15 protein-coding genes and 1 riboswitch are annotated in these 16,316 nt (G+C 72.2%); of the genes, 6 read left to right on the top strand and 9 right to left on the bottom strand.

All coding sequences use genetic code 11. The features are described from left to right. Positions 1–61: 61 nt before the first annotated feature. A complete protein-coding gene (locus AB0B57_RS29100; protein WP_357076691.1) occupies positions 62–2,233 on the top strand; it encodes an acyltransferase family protein in 2,172 nt (723 codons plus the stop codon). Positions 2,234–2,254: 21 nt separating this feature from the next. Here AB0B57_RS29100 and AB0B57_RS29095 read toward each other — a convergent pair whose 3' ends face one another. Genes AB0B57_RS29095 through AB0B57_RS29080 form a run of 4 tightly spaced genes read right to left on the bottom strand, consistent with a single transcriptional unit; the run spans position 2,255 to position 6,480 of the window. Beyond that, on the bottom strand, positions 2,255–3,226 hold the full coding sequence (locus AB0B57_RS29095) for a DNA primase small subunit domain-containing protein (protein ID WP_357076687.1): 972 nt from the start codon (positions 3,224–3,226) through the stop codon (positions 2,255–2,257). Between the two features lie 38 nt (positions 3,227–3,264). After that, positions 3,265–4,581: an acyltransferase gene (locus AB0B57_RS29090; RefSeq protein WP_357076685.1), complete on the bottom strand. Its 1,317-nt coding sequence runs from the start codon at positions 4,579–4,581 to the stop codon at positions 3,265–3,267. 22 nt (positions 4,582–4,603) lie between these two features. Next, a complete protein-coding gene (locus AB0B57_RS29085; protein ID WP_357076682.1) occupies positions 4,604–5,581 on the bottom strand; it encodes an NAD(P)-dependent oxidoreductase in 978 nt (325 codons plus the stop codon). Between the two features lie 23 nt (positions 5,582–5,604). Next, the gene (locus AB0B57_RS29080; RefSeq protein ID WP_357076903.1) at positions 5,605–6,480 is read right to left on the bottom strand and encodes a glycosyltransferase; all 876 of its coding nucleotides are present in this window, start codon (positions 6,478–6,480) and stop codon (positions 5,605–5,607) included. 208 nt (positions 6,481–6,688) lie between these two features. Between AB0B57_RS29080 and AB0B57_RS29075 the strand changes: the two genes are divergently transcribed. The 5 genes from AB0B57_RS29075 to AB0B57_RS29055 all read left to right on the top strand — a co-directional run bounded on the left by AB0B57_RS29075 (position 6,689) and on the right by AB0B57_RS29055 (position 12,106). Further along, positions 6,689–8,248 (top strand): glycosyltransferase family 39 protein, encoded by a 1,560-nt coding sequence (locus tag AB0B57_RS29075; RefSeq protein WP_357076679.1) that lies wholly within the window; start codon positions 6,689–6,691, stop codon positions 8,246–8,248. 43 nt (positions 8,249–8,291) lie between these two features. Further along, entirely contained in the window at positions 8,292–9,023 is a 732-nt protein-coding gene (locus AB0B57_RS29070; protein WP_357076676.1) for a histidine phosphatase family protein, read from the top strand. Next, positions 9,007–9,876 (top strand): NAD(P)H-hydrate dehydratase, encoded by an 870-nt coding sequence (locus tag AB0B57_RS29065; protein WP_357076673.1) that lies wholly within the window; start codon positions 9,007–9,009, stop codon positions 9,874–9,876. The genes AB0B57_RS29070 and AB0B57_RS29065 overlap by 17 nt, the downstream gene beginning before the upstream one ends. A gap of 80 nt (positions 9,877–9,956) precedes the next feature. Continuing rightward, positions 9,957–10,457 carry a hemerythrin domain-containing protein gene (locus AB0B57_RS29060; protein WP_357076670.1) on the top strand — a complete coding sequence of 167 codons (501 nt, stop codon included), beginning with the start codon at positions 9,957–9,959 and terminating at the stop codon, positions 10,455–10,457. A gap of 103 nt (positions 10,458–10,560) precedes the next feature. After that, a riboswitch (ZMP/ZTP riboswitch) is annotated at positions 10,561–10,650 on the top strand. A gap of 19 nt (positions 10,651–10,669) precedes the next feature. Next, positions 10,670–12,106, top strand: a complete 1,437-nt coding sequence (locus AB0B57_RS29055; protein ID WP_357076667.1) for a glycine hydroxymethyltransferase — start codon at positions 10,670–10,672, stop codon at positions 12,104–12,106. A gap of 60 nt (positions 12,107–12,166) precedes the next feature. Here AB0B57_RS29055 and AB0B57_RS29050 read toward each other — a convergent pair whose 3' ends face one another. The 5 genes from AB0B57_RS29050 to AB0B57_RS29030 form a co-directional block, all read right to left on the bottom strand. Next, positions 12,167–12,427, bottom strand: a complete 261-nt coding sequence (locus AB0B57_RS29050; protein ID WP_110566555.1) for a hypothetical protein — start codon at positions 12,425–12,427, stop codon at positions 12,167–12,169. 67 nt (positions 12,428–12,494) lie between these two features. Next, positions 12,495–13,823 (bottom strand): PLP-dependent aminotransferase family protein, encoded by a 1,329-nt coding sequence (locus AB0B57_RS29045; protein ID WP_357076663.1) that lies wholly within the window; start codon positions 13,821–13,823, stop codon positions 12,495–12,497. A gap of 3 nt (positions 13,824–13,826) precedes the next feature. Continuing rightward, complete coding sequence (locus AB0B57_RS29040) at positions 13,827–14,930, bottom strand: alpha-hydroxy acid oxidase (protein ID WP_357076660.1); 1,104 nt, start codon at positions 14,928–14,930, stop codon at positions 13,827–13,829. Continuing rightward, a complete protein-coding gene (locus AB0B57_RS29035) occupies positions 14,923–15,075 on the bottom strand; it encodes a hypothetical protein (protein WP_357076657.1) in 153 nt (50 codons plus the stop codon). The genes AB0B57_RS29040 and AB0B57_RS29035 overlap by 8 nt, the downstream gene beginning before the upstream one ends. Before the next feature lie 7 nt (positions 15,076–15,082). After that, the gene (locus AB0B57_RS29030; RefSeq protein WP_357076900.1) at positions 15,083–16,294 is read right to left on the bottom strand and encodes a cytochrome P450; all 1,212 of its coding nucleotides are present in this window, start codon (positions 16,292–16,294) and stop codon (positions 15,083–15,085) included. Between the last annotated feature and the right edge of the window lie 22 nt (positions 16,295–16,316).

Below are 16,316 nucleotides of genomic sequence, written 5' to 3'. Positions count from 1 at the left end.
AATTCATTAGCACGATCCTGAAACAGCCGAATTACCGCAGAACGCCGCTACTATCCGCGACGTGGCTATATCGAATGAGTTGTGGGCGCAGGCCAGGGTAGCCGCCCCGCCACCGACCAGGCCGACGTCGACAAGGCCGACGTCGGCCGGCGCGCGGTCCTTCCGCGGCGACATCGAGGGCCTGCGGGCGGTGGCCGTGCTGCTGGTGCTCCTCGGGCACGCCGGAGTGCCGTACCTGCCCGGCGGTTTCGTCGGTGTCGACGTGTTCTTCGTGATCTCCGGCTTCCTCATCACCGGTCTGCTGCTCGAGGAACTCGACAAATACGGACGGCTCTCGCTCACCGACTTCTACGCCCGACGAGCGAAGCGTCTGCTCCCGGCCGCCGCGACAGTCCTCCTCGCGACCCTGGTGCTCACCTACTTCTTCCTGCCCCGAGGCCGCTGGTCGTCCACCGCCTGGGACGTCATCGCCAGCGCCTGCTACGCCATGAACTGGCGGTTGGCCGAGCAGTCCGCCGACTACGTAGCCGCCAACGACGCCGCGAGCATCGCCCAGCACTTCTGGTCCCTCGCCGTCGAGGAGCAGTTCTACCTGGTGTGGCCCCTGCTGCTGATCGCCCTCGGGTGGTTCGCCCGCCGCCGGGGGCATGGTGGCCGCGGCCTCTACCTGCTCGGGTTGGCGCTGATCGCGGTCCCCTCGTTCGCCTGGGCGCTGTACGTCTCGCCGACCGAGCCATCGGCGTACTTCGTCACCACCACCCGGATGTGGGAGCTGGCCCTCGGCGGCGCCGTCGCCGTCACGGCGATCTGGTTACGCCGGTCGCCGCGCCTGGTGGCCGTGCCGCTGGCCTGGGCCGGGCTGATCGCCGTCGGCGCCTCGGCCGCGCTGATCACCACCGAGGCCGGCTTCCCCGGCTACGCCGCGCTCGGCCCCACCCTCGGCACCGCCACGGTGATCGCGTTCGGGCCGGCCGCCGGCCGTGCCGGGCCGGTCCTGCTGCTGGGCCAACAGCCGCTGCGCTACGTCGGCGGAATCTCCTACTCGCTGTACCTGTGGCACTGGCCGGTGCTGATCGCCGCGCAGGCGCACTTCGGCGACCTCGGCGTCGGCCCGGCGCTCGCCGTCGTGGCCGCCTCGGCGATCCCCGCCGCGCTCACGTACCACTTCGTCGAGAACCCGGTGCGCCGGTCGCCGGTCCTCGCCGACCGGCCGACCTCCGCCCTGCGCATCGGGGCCGTCTGCACCGGCGCGGCCGCGCTGGCCGGCCTCGCCTTCCAACTGGCCATTCCGTCGACGGCGGGTACGACGCCACAGCCGTCGGTCATCATGGGCCAGGTGCCCGGCGGTTCCGCGCAGGCGGCGCCACCGGCCGCGCCGGGTGCCGCGGCACTCGGCGGATCCCCCCGCACCAGCCGGGCCGGGGTGCCCGTCGACAAGGTCGACTCGATCACGCCCGAGCCGGCGCGGGCGGCCCGGGACGCGCCGCTGTTGCAGGCGACGAAGAGTTGCCACGTGTCGTTGGAGTCCGCAACGCCGGAGGTGTGCGTCTACGGAAAGATGAACTCGGCGACCACCATCGCGCTGGTCGGCGACTCCCACGCCGACCACTGGGTCCCGGCCATGCGGGGAGCGGCGGAGACCAACGGCTGGCGCCTCGCCACGTACACCAAGGGTGGTTGCCCGTTCCTGACCGCGGAGATCTCCCTGAACGAGCGGCCCTACACCTCCTGCACGGAATGGAACCAGAAGGTACGCGAAACCCTGCTCGGCGCGGGCCGCCCCGACCTGCTGGTCGTGACGAACGCCGAGTACCCGGTCAGTGGCGAGCCGCCCGCGAAGTGGCGGTCCGCGCTGGCCCGTGAACTGCGCGCGACGTGGAGCGGCATGATCGCGGAGAAGATTCCGGTGGTGGTGCTGCGGGACACTCCGCTGCATGAGAAGGACATCGCCGAGTGCGTGTCGAAGAACCCGAACCGCCTGACGAAGTGCGCCATGCCCCGGGCCGAGGCCCTGGGCCGCGGGGGCGGTCCCGCGCAGGAGGAGGCGGCCGATGGCCTCGCCGGTGCCCACCTGGTCGACCTGAACGACTGGATCTGCCCCGCGGACCGGTGCGCCCCCGTCATCGGCGGCGTGCTCGTCTGGCGCGACGCGCACCACCTGAGCGCCACCTACTCGACGACCCTCGCACCCCAGGTGGCCGCCGCGCTCAAGCCCGTGCTCGCCGACCTGTGACCCGCCGCGCTGGGCCGGACCTCACCGTTCGGGCGGGGCCTCCAGCCCCTCCCGGTCGGCCAACTCCAGCAGCGGCTCCAACGAGTGCCGGTCGCCGTCCAGGCCGGCGTGCGGGTCGCCGCGCTCGGCGAAGCGGGCCGGCACGGTGCGCACGTCGAAGTCCTCCGGTCGGGCGTCGTCCAGCTCCGCCCAGGTCAGCGGTGTCGACACCAGGGCCCGGGGCGTCGGTCGAATCGAGTACGCCGAGGCCATCGTGTGGTCCCGCGACATCTGGTTGTAGTCGACGAAGACCGGCCGGTCCCGCTTGTCGCGCCACCACGTGGTGGTGACCAGCTCCGGCAGCCGGCGCTGCATCTCCCGGCCCAACGCGAGCACCGCCCGACGGCACTCGCCGAAGCTCCACCGCGGCTCGATCGACAGGTAGACGTGCAGGCCCCGCCCACCTGTGGTCTTCGGGTAGCCGGTCATGCCCAGCTCGGCCAGGAACGCGTTGACCTCGCGGGCCACCGGCAGCACCTGGTCGAACCCGACGCCGGGCATCGGGTCGAGGTCGATACGCAACTGGTCGGGTCGTTCCACGTCGGCGGCGGTGACCGGCCAGGGGTGAAACCGCAGGGTGCCCAGGTTGGCCGCCCAGATCACCACGGCCAACTCGCTGGGCGCGACCTCGTCGGCGGTGCGGCCACTGGGGAAGGTGATGTGCGCGGTGCGCACCCACTCGGGCGCGCCCGCCGGCAGCCGCTTCTGGTAGAACGCGTCGCCCCGGTTGGTCTGCCGGGTGGCGATCGTCGCGCCCTCGAAGACGCCACGCGGCCAACGTTCCAGCATCGTCGGCCGGTCCCGCAACGCGCGCAGGACCCCGTCACCCACCGAGAGGAAGTAGCGGACCACGTCCACCTTGGTGAGCCCGAGCTCCGGGAAGTAGGGCTTGTCGGGACTGGAGACGCGGACCAGCCGCTCCCCCACCTGGATCTCCTCCGCCGCCGTGGCCACGCCCCCGAGCGTACGGCTCGGGGGCGGGCACGTAGGCGCTACCGGCCGGGGACCAGCGTGGCGGATTGTTGTGGCAGCTCCTCGGTCGGACCGCCGACCTGCACCGGCGGCGTCGCGGGCGGCGTCGCGGGCGGCTCCTCGGCCACCGCGGTCTGCTGCTCGACGGGCACCCGCTGCGACGACCGGCGGGCCACGAAGCCCGGCGTCCAGTCCTTCAACCGCAGCGCCGGCTGCTCGACAAGCTTCCAGGACAGGAACGCGGCGACGAAGGCGACCGCGACCGACATGGCCGCGAACGGCACGTAACCCCAACGGTTCCAGCCGAGGCTGGCCATCAGCTGCTGGAAGATGAACCCGTAGATGTAGATGCCGTACGAGTAGTCGTTCTTACGGCCCACCCAGTGCACCTGGCGCGGCAGCCGCACCGACAGCCACACCAGCAGGTACGCGAACGCGGGCAGCCCGATGACAAAGAACCCGCCGACGAGCAGCGACAACCCGAGCGCCACCGCCGCGCCGATGCCCAGCACGTCGCTGATCGGCACCCGCTCCCGGTAGAGGTCGAAGGTCGCGCCGAGGGCGAAGAGGAAGCCCAGGTAGACGATGTAGTGGAAGCCCATCGGGCCGACCAGTGGCGCATCGAAGGTCCAGCCCGCCGTCGACGCCGGGCCGCTGATCCGCCCGGTGGCCACCCAGTCCTGCAGGATGCTCAGGTAGAGCACGACGGTCAGGACCAGCACGAACCGGCGGGCGTGGCGCAGCACGGCGGTCGCCGCCAGCACGCCCACCACGACGTAGCAGAACATCTCGTACTTCAGCGACCACAGCGCGCCGTTGAAGACGCTGGTGCTGGTCTTGCGACCCCACGGGGTGGACTGGATGAACAGGTCGTGGATGCCGTACTGCTCGACACCGGTCCACCAGTTGCCGCGCAGGTAGGCCAGCGGGCCGCCCGGCTCCCCGGGATTGTCGAAGTAGCCGGCGGTGGTGCCGTGCTCGCGCAACGCGACGAGCGGGGCGATCACCAGCGCGGTGATCAGCAGGCAGACCCAGAGACCGGGCAGGATCCGCAGGGCCCGGTGCCAGGCGTAGCGAATCACGCCGGTACGCCGAGCGCTGCGGGTGATCAGCAGGCCGGAGAGCACGAAGAAGCCGTACACGGCCATGGTGCCGACGTTGGTCTGCCGACCGGTCAGGCTGTAGCCGAGGTCGGCGGCACCGAAGCCGAGCGGCTTGGAGTGCGACAGCACGACGCCGACGGCGAGGCAGAGCCGGATCAGCCCGATGCCGTTACTGCGGCCGGAAAGCAGGTCGGCCAACGTGCCACGGGACCGAATGAGGGCGGGGGTTGTCATACGGTCAGGAAACCTCTCGGCATCAGGCGGGCACCTCGGCGCCGGCGTGCTCCCACAATTGCTTCATCTCGGTGTGCAGGTCGTCGCTCGGCGACCAGCCGAGCACCTCGGCGGCCAATCCGACGTCCAGTCGCTGCCAGCTGGTCTCGGCGGGGCCGGCCTGCTCGGCCTCGACCAGATCGGTCGGCACCTCACTCACGTCGATGAGGAGCCGGACCATATCACGCGCGCTGGCCGCCACCCCCCGACCAATGTTGATCACGCGGCCGGGCGCGTCGGGGCGGGTCGCGGCCAGCAGTACGGCGGCGACCACGTCGCTGAGGCCGATGAAGTCCCGCCGGGAGCCGAGCGGAGCGAGCTCCAGCCGGGCCCGGGTACCGGCCCGCTGGGCGTCGCGCAGCCGGCCCGCGACCACCCCGAGCAGGCTGTGCCCGGGCTGGCCGGCGCCGATGACGTTGCCGACCCGCAGCGTGACGCCCTCGATCAGGCCCTGCCGGTCCGCCGCGGTGATCGCCTCGGTGCAGCGCAGCTTGAACTCGCCGTACGGCATCACCGGCGCGGGGGTCAGCTGCTCGGGCATCGACGAGTCCACCGGGACCAGCCCGTACTCGTGCACGCTGCCCATCTGGACCACCCGGACCCGCCCGGGCAGTCGGCCCGCGGCCTGCACCAGCCGCTCGACCAGTGTGACGTTGACCGCGAGCATCTGGGCCTCGGACAGGCCCCACATCCCGCCCGCCGCGTTGATCACCACGGCCGGGTCGAGGTCACGCAGCACCGCGGTGATCTCGTCGACGTCGGCGGCGGCCAGGTCCAGTGCACGGACCTCGACACCCGGGCCGATCGTCTTCGGGGTACGCGCGACGGCGACCACGGTGTGGCCCTGGTCGGCCAGCGCGCGGCAGATCGGGCGGCCGAGGAAGCCGGTGCCGCCGAGCACCACCACCCGCATCGGCTGCGGTGCCGCGTCCTGGGCCGGAGGTCGTGGTCTGACGGTCATGGCGTCCCCCTGGCTGTCGTCGGTCATCGGCCCGGCCCGAACGCGTGCCGGGACAGGCTGCGCACGCCGGCCATCCTGCCCGAGCGGACAGCCGCCGGCAGCAGGGTGATGGCGTGGAGGCGGGACGAGGTGTAGCTGCGGGCCGCGCGGGCCGCCCGGGGCCAGCCCTGCTCGTCCATCCGGCGGGCGACATCGACGAAGAACGCCCGCGCCTCGGTGAACCGGGAGCCGTTGGCCGCGTCGGCGGCGGACTTGCTGACCGCGTGCCGCCGGTACTGGAAGCAGAGGGTGGTGTCGACGGCCATCTGCTCACCGCGCTGGATCAGGTCGATCACCAGGGCCAGGTCCTGGATGACCTGGAACTCCTCGCGGAAGTCGACGGCCTTGAGCGCGTCCGTCCGCCAGCAGATCGACGGGAAGTAGAACCAGCAGCCCCGCAGCAGGCTGGCCGCCAGGTCCTCGCCGCCCATCAGCTCGCGGGAGTCGATCCGGGGGGCGTAGATCCGCCGCTTCGCCTCGTCGACGATGGTGTTGACCACGGTGCCGTCGGCGTCGATGATCTCGACCCCCGGCTGGACCATGCCGACGCCCGGGTACTGCTCGATCACCGATCGCACGGTGGCGACGTAGTTGGGGTGCATGATGTCGTCCGTGCCCATCATCACCAGGTACTCGTGCTCGGCGAGACCGACGCACTTGCGGTAGTTGGCGGTGATCCCGAGATTGCGCTCGTTGCGCTGGTAGCGGACCCGCTCGTCGTCGATGCCCGCGAACCACTCCGGCACGCCCGGCTCGGTGCCGTCGTCGACCACGGTGAGACGCCAACCCGGGTCACTCTGCGCCATCACGCTGCGCACCGCCGCCTGCATGAGGGGCACGCTTCCGTAGTACGGCAGCATAATGTCGACAATCATTGGGTCGGTTGGCCTCACTGTGCGTGGTGGAAATGCTCGACGGGCGCGGCCACATTATCAGGCCCGTCTCCGCGATCGGCCATCGCCGAACCGAGCTGACGCGCACCCGGATCGGGCCGATCACGCGCGGGGGCCGGCCGTCGCGGGCGCTATCATCGGCGCGCCCCGTAACCGCCCCCCCGATCGGACGCCGATGTCGAACCGCGCCGTTGCCACGGACGCGCAGCCCGCGCAGACCGATGCGGGGAGTCCTCCCCCGCCCACCGGGCCGGACCGCCGGCCGGTCCCGCTCGCCCGCCGGCTGGCGCTCAGCGTCTGGTTCTGGCCGACGGCGTTCGCCGCGGTCGCGGTCGGGTGGCGGCTGGGCAGCCCGGAGATGTGGCACGACGAGCTGGTCACCATCGACGTGGCGACCCGCTCCACCGGGCAGATCCGGGCCATGTTGGCCAACGTCGACGCCGTGCACGGTGCCTACTACCTGTTCATGCACGCCTGGACGACGCTGTTCGGCACCGGCCCGATCGCGGTGCGTCTGCCGTCGGCGCTGGCGATGACCCTGGCCACCGCCTGCGTGGCGCTGGCGGGGCGGAGGCTCTTCGACCACCGGACGGGTGTCGCCGCCGGGTTCGTCTTCGCCCTGGTGCCCACTGTCACCCGGTTCGGGCAGGAGACCCGCTCGTACGCCTTCGTCGTCCTCGCCGCGGCGGCGGCCACCCTGTTCCTGCTCCGCGCGCTGGAGCGGCCCGGCCTGCTGCGCTGGGCGGCGTACACCCTCGCGGTGGCCGGCATCGGCCTGGTCAACGTGGTGGCGCTGACCCTCCTGGTGGGGCACGGCACCGCCGTCCTGATCCACTGCTGGCGCAAGCGCGCCTGGTGGTCGCTGGCCTGGTTCCCGCTCGCCGCCCTCGGCGGGGTGGCGCTCGCCGCGCCGGTGATCCTGCGGGGGATGAAGCAGGCGGGGCGGCAGATCAGCTGGATCCCGGACAGCTCGCCCTGGACGGTCTGGGAGCAGGCGTACGGCTCGGTGCTGCTCGCCGCCGCGGTGACCGCGCTGGCCACCATCGGTCTGCTGACCCACCTGCGCCGCGACGCCGTGGCCCGGACGGTGAGCGCGACGCTTGTCGCCGTGCTGCCGGTGCCGGTGATCCTGGTGGCCTCGACCGGCGAGATCAACTACTTCTTCTCCAAGTACCTGCTGTTCCTGCTGCCGGCCTGGGCGGTGCTGGCCGGCTCGGGGCTCGCCGTGCTGCGCCGTACCCCGCTGGTGGCGGCCGGGCTGGTGGTCGTGGCCGCGCTGTCCGTGCCCGGTCAGCTCGCGATGCGCGGGGAGTACTCGCACAGCTGGTACACCTACCCCCAGGCGAGGGCCTTCGAGCCACTGTCCTACTCCCAGGCGGCACGGGTCATCGAGGCGGGCTACCAGCCCGGTGACGGCCTCGTCGTGGGCGACGTCTGGTGGTGGCTGACCGAGCCCGGCGTCCGGTACTACCTCCCGGCGGACATCTCCCCGCGCACCGTGTTCCAGGCGCGGACCGCGGCCCAGCGCAACGAGCTGTTCGCCGCGGACTGCGCCGACCCGGCGAGCTGCCTGCGGGACGAGCCACGGCTGTGGCTGGTGCAGCCGACGGTCACCGACACACCGATGACCGGGCTGTCGAAAAAGGCGGCCGCCGTCCTCGGCGAGCGGTACCAGCTGGCCCAGCTGACCCACGTGACCGGGATGACCGTCGCCCTGCTGCAACGGCGCGGCTGAGCGGGCGCGATTACCGCCGCCGGCACCCGGGTAGGGGGTCGGCATGGCGGAACTGGCAACGCTCTGGATCATCCGGCACGGTGAGAGCACCGCGAACGTGGCGGCGACGCACGCCGAGGCGTCCGGCGAGGAGCTGATCGGGCTCAGTCACCGCGACGCCGACGTGCCGCTGTCCCCCACCGGCGAGGAGCAGGCGCGGGCCACCGGCCGCTGGCTGGCCGGGCTGCCCGCGGACCGCCGGCCGGACGTCGCGGTGGTCTCGCCGTACCTGCGGGCGGTCTCCACCGCCGAGTTGGCGCTGCACGGCACCGGGGTGCCGGTGAGCCGCGACGAGCGGCTGCGCGACCGGGAGCTGGGCATCCTCGACGGCCTGACCGGGCACGGGGTCCGTCGGCGCTACCCCGACGAGGCCGAGCGGCGGGCCCGGCTCGGCAAGTTCTACTACCGTCCGCCCGGCGGGGAGTCCTGGACCGACGTGGCGCTGCGGCTGCGCACGCTCCTCGGTGACCTGCGCCGGGACCACGAGGGCCAGCGAGTCCTGCTCTTCGGCCACGACGCGCTGGTCTTTCTGCTGCGCTATCTGGTGGAGGGGCTGACCGAGGCGGACCTGATGGCACTGACCCGCGAACACGTGATCGCCAACTGCTCGATCACCGACTGGTCCGCCGACGCGCGGGACCGGCTGGCCCTGGGCGGATTCAACGAGGTCGGCCACCTGCACCGGCAGGGCGCCCAGCCGACCAGGGAGGACGAGATCCATGCCGAACCGGTCTGAGGTGAAGGTGATCACGCCGGCGTTGCTGCGCGACTGGGCGCTACCGGTGCCGGTCGGTGGCAAGGAGAGCCGGGGCACCGTGCTGGTCGTCGGCGGGTCCCGCTTCACCCCCGGTGCGGTGCTGCTCGCCGGGGTGGCCGCGCTGCGCGCCGGCGCCGGGGTGCTCCAGCTCGCCGCCGCCGAGTCCACCGCCGCCACGCTGAGCATCCAGGTGCCCGAGGCGCTGGTGGTCGGGCTGCCGGAGACCCCCGACGGCGCGGTCGCCGCCGACCGGGACGGGCAGCTCGACGAGCTGGTCGCCCAGGCCGACGTGGTGGCCGTCGGGCCAGGGCTGAAGGCGATCGACGAGACCAACCGGTTGCTGAGTCTGGTCCTGGAGGCCGCCCGGCCGCAGACGTCGCTGGTGCTCGACGCGTACGCCCTCGGTGCGCTCAGTCACGCACCTGACCTGCTGGTCGGCTCGGGGCGGCCGGTGGTGCTCACCCCGAACCTCACCGAGGCCAGGCACCTGCTCGGGCGGGACCCGGGCGACGACCTGGACGCCGAGGCGGCCGAGTTGGCCGGCCGGTACGAGGCGGTCGTCTCGCTCTACGGGCACGTGGCCGCACCGGACGGCCGAGGGTGGCGGGAGGAGAGCGGCGACGCCGGGTTGGGCACCTCCGGCAGCGGGGACGTGCTCGCCGGGTTGCTGGCGGGGCTGCTGTCCCGGGGCGCCGACCCGGCCCAGGCCGCCTGCTGGGGTTCGTTCGCGCACGCGGTGAGCGGCCAGCGGCTGATCCCCCGGTACGGCCGGATCGGCTTCCTCGCCCGGGAGCTGCTCGACGAGATCCCCCGCACGTTGGCGATGGTCTGATCCCGCCATATCCGCTGTTTCCGCGTCGACCACCTGGGTACCGATCACCCCACCAGACGAGATCCAGGGAGGTCACACCCGTGTCGACAGATGCCATCGTCCTGCTCAAAGAGGACCACAAGGAGATGCGCCGACTGTTCAAGGCCTTCCAGGATGCCGAGGAGGGTCCGGCGAGCAAGCGGCAGAAGCTGGTGGAGGAAATCCTGGAGGCCCTCACCGTGCACACGTACCTCGAGAACGAGGTGATGTACCCGGAAGTCCGCCGCCTGCTGCCCGACCTGGAGGACGACATCCTCGAGTCGTACGAGGAGCATCACGTGGCCGACGTGCTCTGCGCCGAGCTGGCCAGCATGGACGCCGACGACGAACGCTTCAACGCCAAGACGACGGTGCTGATCGAGAACGTCACGCACCACGTGGAGGAGGAAGAGGAGGAGTGGTTCCCCAAGGTCCGCGACGCGCTGGGCCGCAAGCAACTCCAGGAGATCGGCGAGCGGATGATCGCGCTGCGGGCCGACGCGCCGCGTACCCCCACCGCGCCGAAGGCGATCAAGAAGGCGATGGACGCGATGACCGCCTGAGTCGGTCGCGTACACCGAGGGGCCCGGCGTGCTGCCGGGCCCCTCGTCGTGCGCCAATCTCCCGGGGACCGCGTGGGAGGGCCCTGGACGGCCCGGTAGGATCGGCGCGGGCCGTTACTGGCGCGTGGGGATGGACAACCATCGGGGAGCGGCCCCGTCACGAGGACGTTTGCCGAGCGCCTGGGCCTTCCCGCACGTCTGTTGGAGGTCGCATGTCGCACAACGCCGAGTCCACCGCATTCCGGAGCGCCCTCGAGGTGATCCGGGCTGTCGAGCCGCGGGTGGCCGACGCCATCGGCGCCGAGCTGACCGACCAGCGGGAGTCGCTCAAGCTCATCGCCAGCGAAAACTACGCCTCCCCGGCGACGCTGCTGGCCATGGGCAACTGGTTCAGCGACAAGTACGCCGAAGGCACCGTCGGCCGCCGTTTCTACGCCGGCTGCCAGAACGTCGACACCGTCGAGGCGCTCGCCGCCGAGCACGCCCGGGAGCTGTTCGGCGCCCCACACGCCTACGTGCAGCCGCACTCGGGCATCGACGCCAACCTGGTCGCCTTCTGGGCGGTGCTGGCCGACCGGGTGGAGTCCCCCGCGCTGAAGAAGGCGCAGGTCCGCCAGGTCAACGACCTCACCGAGGCCGACTGGTTCGCGCTGCGCCGCGAGCTGGGCAACCAGCGGATGCTCGGCATGTCGCTGGACGCCGGCGGCCACCTCACCCACGGCTTCCGGCCGAACATCTCCGGCAAGATGTTCGACCAGCGCAGCTACGGCACCGACCCGGCGACCGGCCTGATCGACTACGACCGGGTCGCCGAGGCGGCCCGCGAGTTCAAGCCGCTGATCCTGGTCGGCGGCTACTCGGCGTACCCCCGGAAGGTGAACTTCCGGATCCTGCGGGAGATCGCCGACTCGGTCGGCGCCACCTTCATGGTCGACATGGCGCACTTCGCCGGCCTGGTGGCCGGCAAGGTGTTCACCGGCGACTTCGACCCGGTGCCGCACGCGCACATCGTCACCACCACCACCCACAAGTCGCTGCGCGGCCCGCGCGGCGGCATGGTGCTCTGCCAGCCGGAGCTGGCCGACCAGGTGGACCGGGGCTGCCCGATGGTGCTCGGTGGTCCGCTGCCGCACGTGATGGCCGCCAAGGCCGTCGCCCTCGCCGAGGCCCGCCGGCCCGACTTCGCCGACTACGCCCAGCGGATCGTGGACAACGCCCAGGCTCTCGCCGAGGGGCTGCTGCGCCGGGGCGCCAAGCTGGTCACCGGCGGCACCGACAACCACCTGGTGCTGATCGACGTGTCCGGCTACGGGCTCACCGGCCGGCAGGCCGAGCAGGCGCTGCTCGACTCGGGCATCGTCACCAACCGCAACTCGGTCCCGCAGGACCCGAACGGCGCCTGGTACACGTCCGGCATCCGGATCGGCACCCCGGCGCTGACCACCCGGGGCCTCGGCACCGCCGAGATGGACCAGACCGCGGAGCTGATCCACACCGTGCTGGCCCAGACCACGGCCGGCGCCAACGCCGACGGCACCCCGTCCAAGGCGAAGTACAACCTCGACGCCGACCTGGCCGACAAGATCGCCCAGCAGGCGACCGACCTGCTGGCCCCGCACCCCCTCTACCCGGCCATCGACCTGACCTGACCCGACCCGCTCGTCGGACGCGGACCAGGCCCAGGCCGGGTCCGCGTCCGGAGGCGGGCGTCAGGCCAGGGGGCGCTTGAGGTGGTAGCGGTGCACTTCGGTGCTGCCCTGGACGTTGTTCACGTCTTCGGCCGCGGAGACCAACTCCCACCCCTCCCGGCCGGCACGGTTGAGGTGCGCGATGGCGGTGTCACCGAAGGCGGTGATGTCCTTGCGGGACCCGTCCGGGGCGTACCAGACGAACGAGACATGAAAATTGCGGCCCTGTCCCTGATAACGGCGGACGAGCAGGGCGTACTCCCAGGCAACCATGCGGCCCATTATGACCGTCCACCCAGGACGACGGCACGCCGGCCGTCGCGCATTGCCATCCGGTGAACGCGGTGTGTCAGCCCGCTCGACGGGCCAACTCGTCGGTGATCAGCTCCGCGAGGCGATCCAGCCCGACGTCGATCTGCTCGGGTGTCACCGCGCTGACCGACAACCGCAACGCGCGTACCGGCGCGGTGTCGTCGTAGAAGTGCGCCATCGGCGTCCACAGCACCCCGTAGTCGCGCGCCGAGCGGTCCAGCAACGCGTCGTCGACCGGGAACGGCACGGTCACCACCACGAAGAACCCTCCGGCCGGCACCGTCCAGCGCACCGCCGCCGGCCGGTCCGGCACGGCCGGAAAGCGCCGGGTCAGGCCGGCCACCAGGTGACGCAGATTCCGGGTGTACGCGGCCCGCTCCCGAATGTTCGCGGCCACCAGGCTGCATCCGTGCTCCAGCAGCCGACCGCCGATCACCGCCTGCGCGATCGGCGACGTGTTCACCGTGACCATGCTCTTGATCATGGCAAGCTGGTCGGCGAGCGGGCCGACCCGTCCGTCCGCACCGGCCACCCGCTGGTCGGCGACCACGTACCCGACCCGCGCGCCGGGGAGCACGGTCTTGGCGAACGAGCCGAGGTAGACGACCCGCCGTCCGGTGTCCAACGCCTTGAGGGTGGGCGGGCGGGGCCCGTCGTCGAGGTGGAAGAGCCCGTACGGATTGTCCTCCAACAGCAGCAGGTCCTCCTCGACGGCCAGGTCCAGCAGCCGCCGCCGGTGCGCGGTGTCGATGCTGACCCCGGAGGGGTTGGCGAAGTCCGGCATCAGGTAGCAGGCGCGCGGCCGCAGCCCGGCCGCCCGTGCGCGGCGTGCCTGGGCGGCCAGGTCGGCCAGATCGACCCCGGACGACCCACCGACGACCGGCCACACCGGCAGGTCCACCAGCCGGGCCGCCCCGGTCAGCCCGACGTAGGTCGGTGCGACCGCGAGCAGCACATCCATCGGCCCGGCCCGTAACGCCCGCAGCACCAGGAACATCGCCTCCTGGCAGCCGACCGTCACCACGACGTCCTCCGGGTCGACGGTGATCCCCTCGTCGACGGCGAGGTTGCGGGCGATCAGGTGGTGCACGATGCCCTTGGTCCGGCCGTACTGCAGCAGCAGTCGCCGGGCCTGCTCCGGTCGGTGCCCGAGGTCGTCGACGAGGTGCCGGTGGAAGGTGTCCAGGTGCCGGTGCACCGCCGCCAGGTCGAAGTACTCCTCGTACGGCCGGCCGGCCGCGAGGGACACCGCCGCCGGGTAGCGCTCGGACACCTCGTTGAGGAAGTTCATCGACGTCAACGCCGGATCACCCAGCGCGGGGTGCAGGTCGGCGACGGTCAGGTCGACCGGTTCGGCGGCGCTCACCCCTCAGCCCACCCCGAGGGTGCGCAGCTCGCCGGCTGCCGCCACGTCGGCACAGCCGGCCAGGGTGAGCGCGTCGGTCAGCTCGGTGGCCAGCAGCGCCAACGCGTGCCGGGCGGCCGGTTCGCCACCGGCTGCGAGGGCCCAGAGCAGTGGCCTGCCGACCAGCACCCCGGCCGCGCCCAACGCCAGCGCCCGCAGCACGTCGGTGCCGCCCCGGATGCCGCTGTCCAGCAGCACCTGGCAGCCGTCCCCGACCGCGTCGACGACCTCCGGCAGCATGGTGACGCTCGCTGGCGAGCCGTCCAGTTGCCGCCCGCCGTGGTTGGAGACGACGATCGCGTCCGCGCCGATCCGTACCGCCTCGATCGCGTCGCGCGGGTCCAACAGGCCCTTGACCACCAGCGGCAGGTCGACCTGCTCGCGCAGCCACGCCAGGTCCGCCCAGCGCAGCGCCGGCGCGAACGACGCCGCGGTGTGCGCGGCGATCGCGGACACCCCGGGCGCACCGGAGTGCGCCAGCGCGTCCCGACCGTCGGGGAGGTTCGCGGCGACCACCTCGGCCGGCAGCCGGAACGCGTTGCGCAGGTCCCGGGGACGCCTGCCGAGCACCGGCACGTCCACGGTGACCACCAGCGCCCGACACCCGGCCGTGACGACCCGGTCCAGCAGGTCCCGGACGAGAGCCCGATCGCGCAGCCAGTAGAGCTGGAACCAGACGTCCACGCCCGCCCCGGTGACCTGTTCGATGGGTGTGCTGCCCAGCGTGCTCGCCAGGTACGGGATGCCGGCCGCACCGGCCGCCGCGGCCAGACCCAGCTCCCCGTCCGGGTGCAGCAGACGCTGGTACGCCATCGGCGCCACCCCGACCGGCATGGCGTACCGACGACCGAGCAGGTGGGTGCCGAGGTCGACGGTGCCCACCCCGCGCAGCACCCGGGGCAGCACCGCGACCCGGTCCAGCGCGCGACGGTTCGCGGCGAGGGTCACCTCGGACGCGCTGCCGCCGGCCACGTAGTCCCAGACGTCCGGTGGCAGCACGGCGCGGGCCCGCTCGGCGTAGTCGGCGAGCGACACGGCCGGCAGGTCGGCCAGCACCCGCTCACCCATCGTCCGCCGCCGTGCCCGTCGGTGCGGCAGCCACGTCGCACCCGGCGGGCCCGTCCGACCGGCCGAAGCGCGCACGGCGGAACGCCGCCGCGCCAGCCGCGGCACGGGCCGCCCGGTACGCGGCCACCTCCGGATGTAGGGCCATGTCGCTCCTATCCTCCGGTGCTGACCAACAGCTTGTCGATGCCGCGCAGGAACAGGCTGCCGCTGTACGTCGGCGTCTCGGTGATCGTCAGGGCGGGGAACCGGGCGAACAGCCGGGGCAGCGCGAGGCGTCCCTCCAACCGCGCCACCGCCGCGCCGAGGCAGAAGTGCAGGCCCACGCCGAAGGACAGCGACGGGGGGCCGGAACGGGTCGGGTCGAAGGTGTCCGGGTCGGGAAAGCGGGCCGGGTCCCGGTTGGCGGCCCCGATCAGGATCAGCACGTTGTCGTCCTCGGCGACCGGCACGCCGTTCAGCACGGTGTCGGCCGGCGCGGCTCGGGCCAGGAAGTGCACCGGGCTCGCCAACCGCAGCACCTCGTCCACGCAGCCCTGGGCCAGTGTGGCGTCGGTGGGCAGCGCCGCGACCGTCCCCGGCTGGGTCAACAGCAACGGCAACCCGTTGCTGAACATGTAGACGGTGGTGACGAAGCTGGCGTTGAACAGCACGATCAGGTTGCTGACCAGCTCGTCCTCGGTCAGCGCCACCTCACCGGAGTCGAGCGCCTCGACCAACCCGCTGAGCAGGTCTTCCCCGGGCACCCGGCGGCGATGCCCGAGCAGATCCCGGTAGAAGACCCGCAGATCCCGCGCGGCGGTGTTGGCCGCGGCCAGCCGCTCCGGGGTCTTCCCCGCCACATCCAGGAACTCGTCGATCCAGCCCACCCGCTCGCGGTACCACGGCAACTCCGCGGCCGGGATGCCGATGAACTCGGCCATCACCAGGGCCGGAATCGGGTACGCGAAGTCGGCCACGAAGTCGACCACGCCCTCCCCGGCGTCCGCCATCCGGTCCAGCAGCTCGTCGACCACCCGCAGGATCACCGGTTCCAGCGCGCCGAGCCGGCGCGGCGTGAAGGTGCGGGAGAAGACCTGCCGCATCCGGGTGTGATCGGGCGGGTTGACGAACATCATCGAGGTCTGGAAGGTACGCAGAATCTCCTGCTCCTCCCACCCCGGCGGCGGCTGTTTCGTCCACTCCGGATCGCGCAGCAACCCGTCGACGAGGTCGTAGCCGACCGCGACCGCGGCCACCGTCCGGTGCTCGGCGCGCGCCGGCACCGCGCTGATCGGGCCGAGCCGGTGCAGGTCGGCGTACCACGGGTAGGGATCCTGTCTGCCCGGTTCGCTGTACAGGCCGGTGAGTATCTCCTCCACGTCCACGGCCAACTCCTTCCCGCCGATG

Source organism: Micromonospora sp. NPDC049101 (genome assembly GCF_040648675.1).
Taxonomy (GTDB): Bacteria; Actinomycetota; Actinomycetes; order Mycobacteriales; family Micromonosporaceae; genus Micromonospora.
Note: the sequence above shows the minus strand (reverse complement) of the source record. Positions and strands in the feature narration are given on the sequence as shown.

Coding starts and splice junctions, on each gene's coding strand:
- AB0B57_RS29050 (WP_110566555.1), bottom strand. CDS start 12,427: ATGGGCCGCATGGTTGCCTGGGAGTACGCCCTGCTCGTCCGCCGTTAT.
- AB0B57_RS29035 (WP_357076657.1), bottom strand. CDS start 15,075: ATGGCCCTACATCCGGAGGTGGCCGCGTACCGGGCGGCCCGTGCCGCG.
- AB0B57_RS29055 (WP_357076667.1), top strand. CDS start 10,670: ATGTCGCACAACGCCGAGTCCACCGCATTCCGGAGCGCCCTCGAGGTG.
- AB0B57_RS29080 (WP_357076903.1), bottom strand. CDS start 6,480: ATGCTGCCGTACTACGGAAGCGTGCCCCTCATGCAGGCGGCGGTGCGC.
- AB0B57_RS29085 (WP_357076682.1), bottom strand. CDS start 5,581: ATGACCGTCAGACCACGACCTCCGGCCCAGGACGCGGCACCGCAGCCG.
- AB0B57_RS29070 (WP_357076676.1), top strand. CDS start 8,292: ATGGCGGAACTGGCAACGCTCTGGATCATCCGGCACGGTGAGAGCACC.
- AB0B57_RS29040 (WP_357076660.1), bottom strand. CDS start 14,930: ATGGGTGAGCGGGTGCTGGCCGACCTGCCGGCCGTGTCGCTCGCCGAC.
- AB0B57_RS29075 (WP_357076679.1), top strand. CDS start 6,689: ATGTCGAACCGCGCCGTTGCCACGGACGCGCAGCCCGCGCAGACCGAT.
- AB0B57_RS29065 (WP_357076673.1), top strand. CDS start 9,007: ATGCCGAACCGGTCTGAGGTGAAGGTGATCACGCCGGCGTTGCTGCGC.
- AB0B57_RS29090 (WP_357076685.1), bottom strand. CDS start 4,581: ATGACAACCCCCGCCCTCATTCGGTCCCGTGGCACGTTGGCCGACCTG.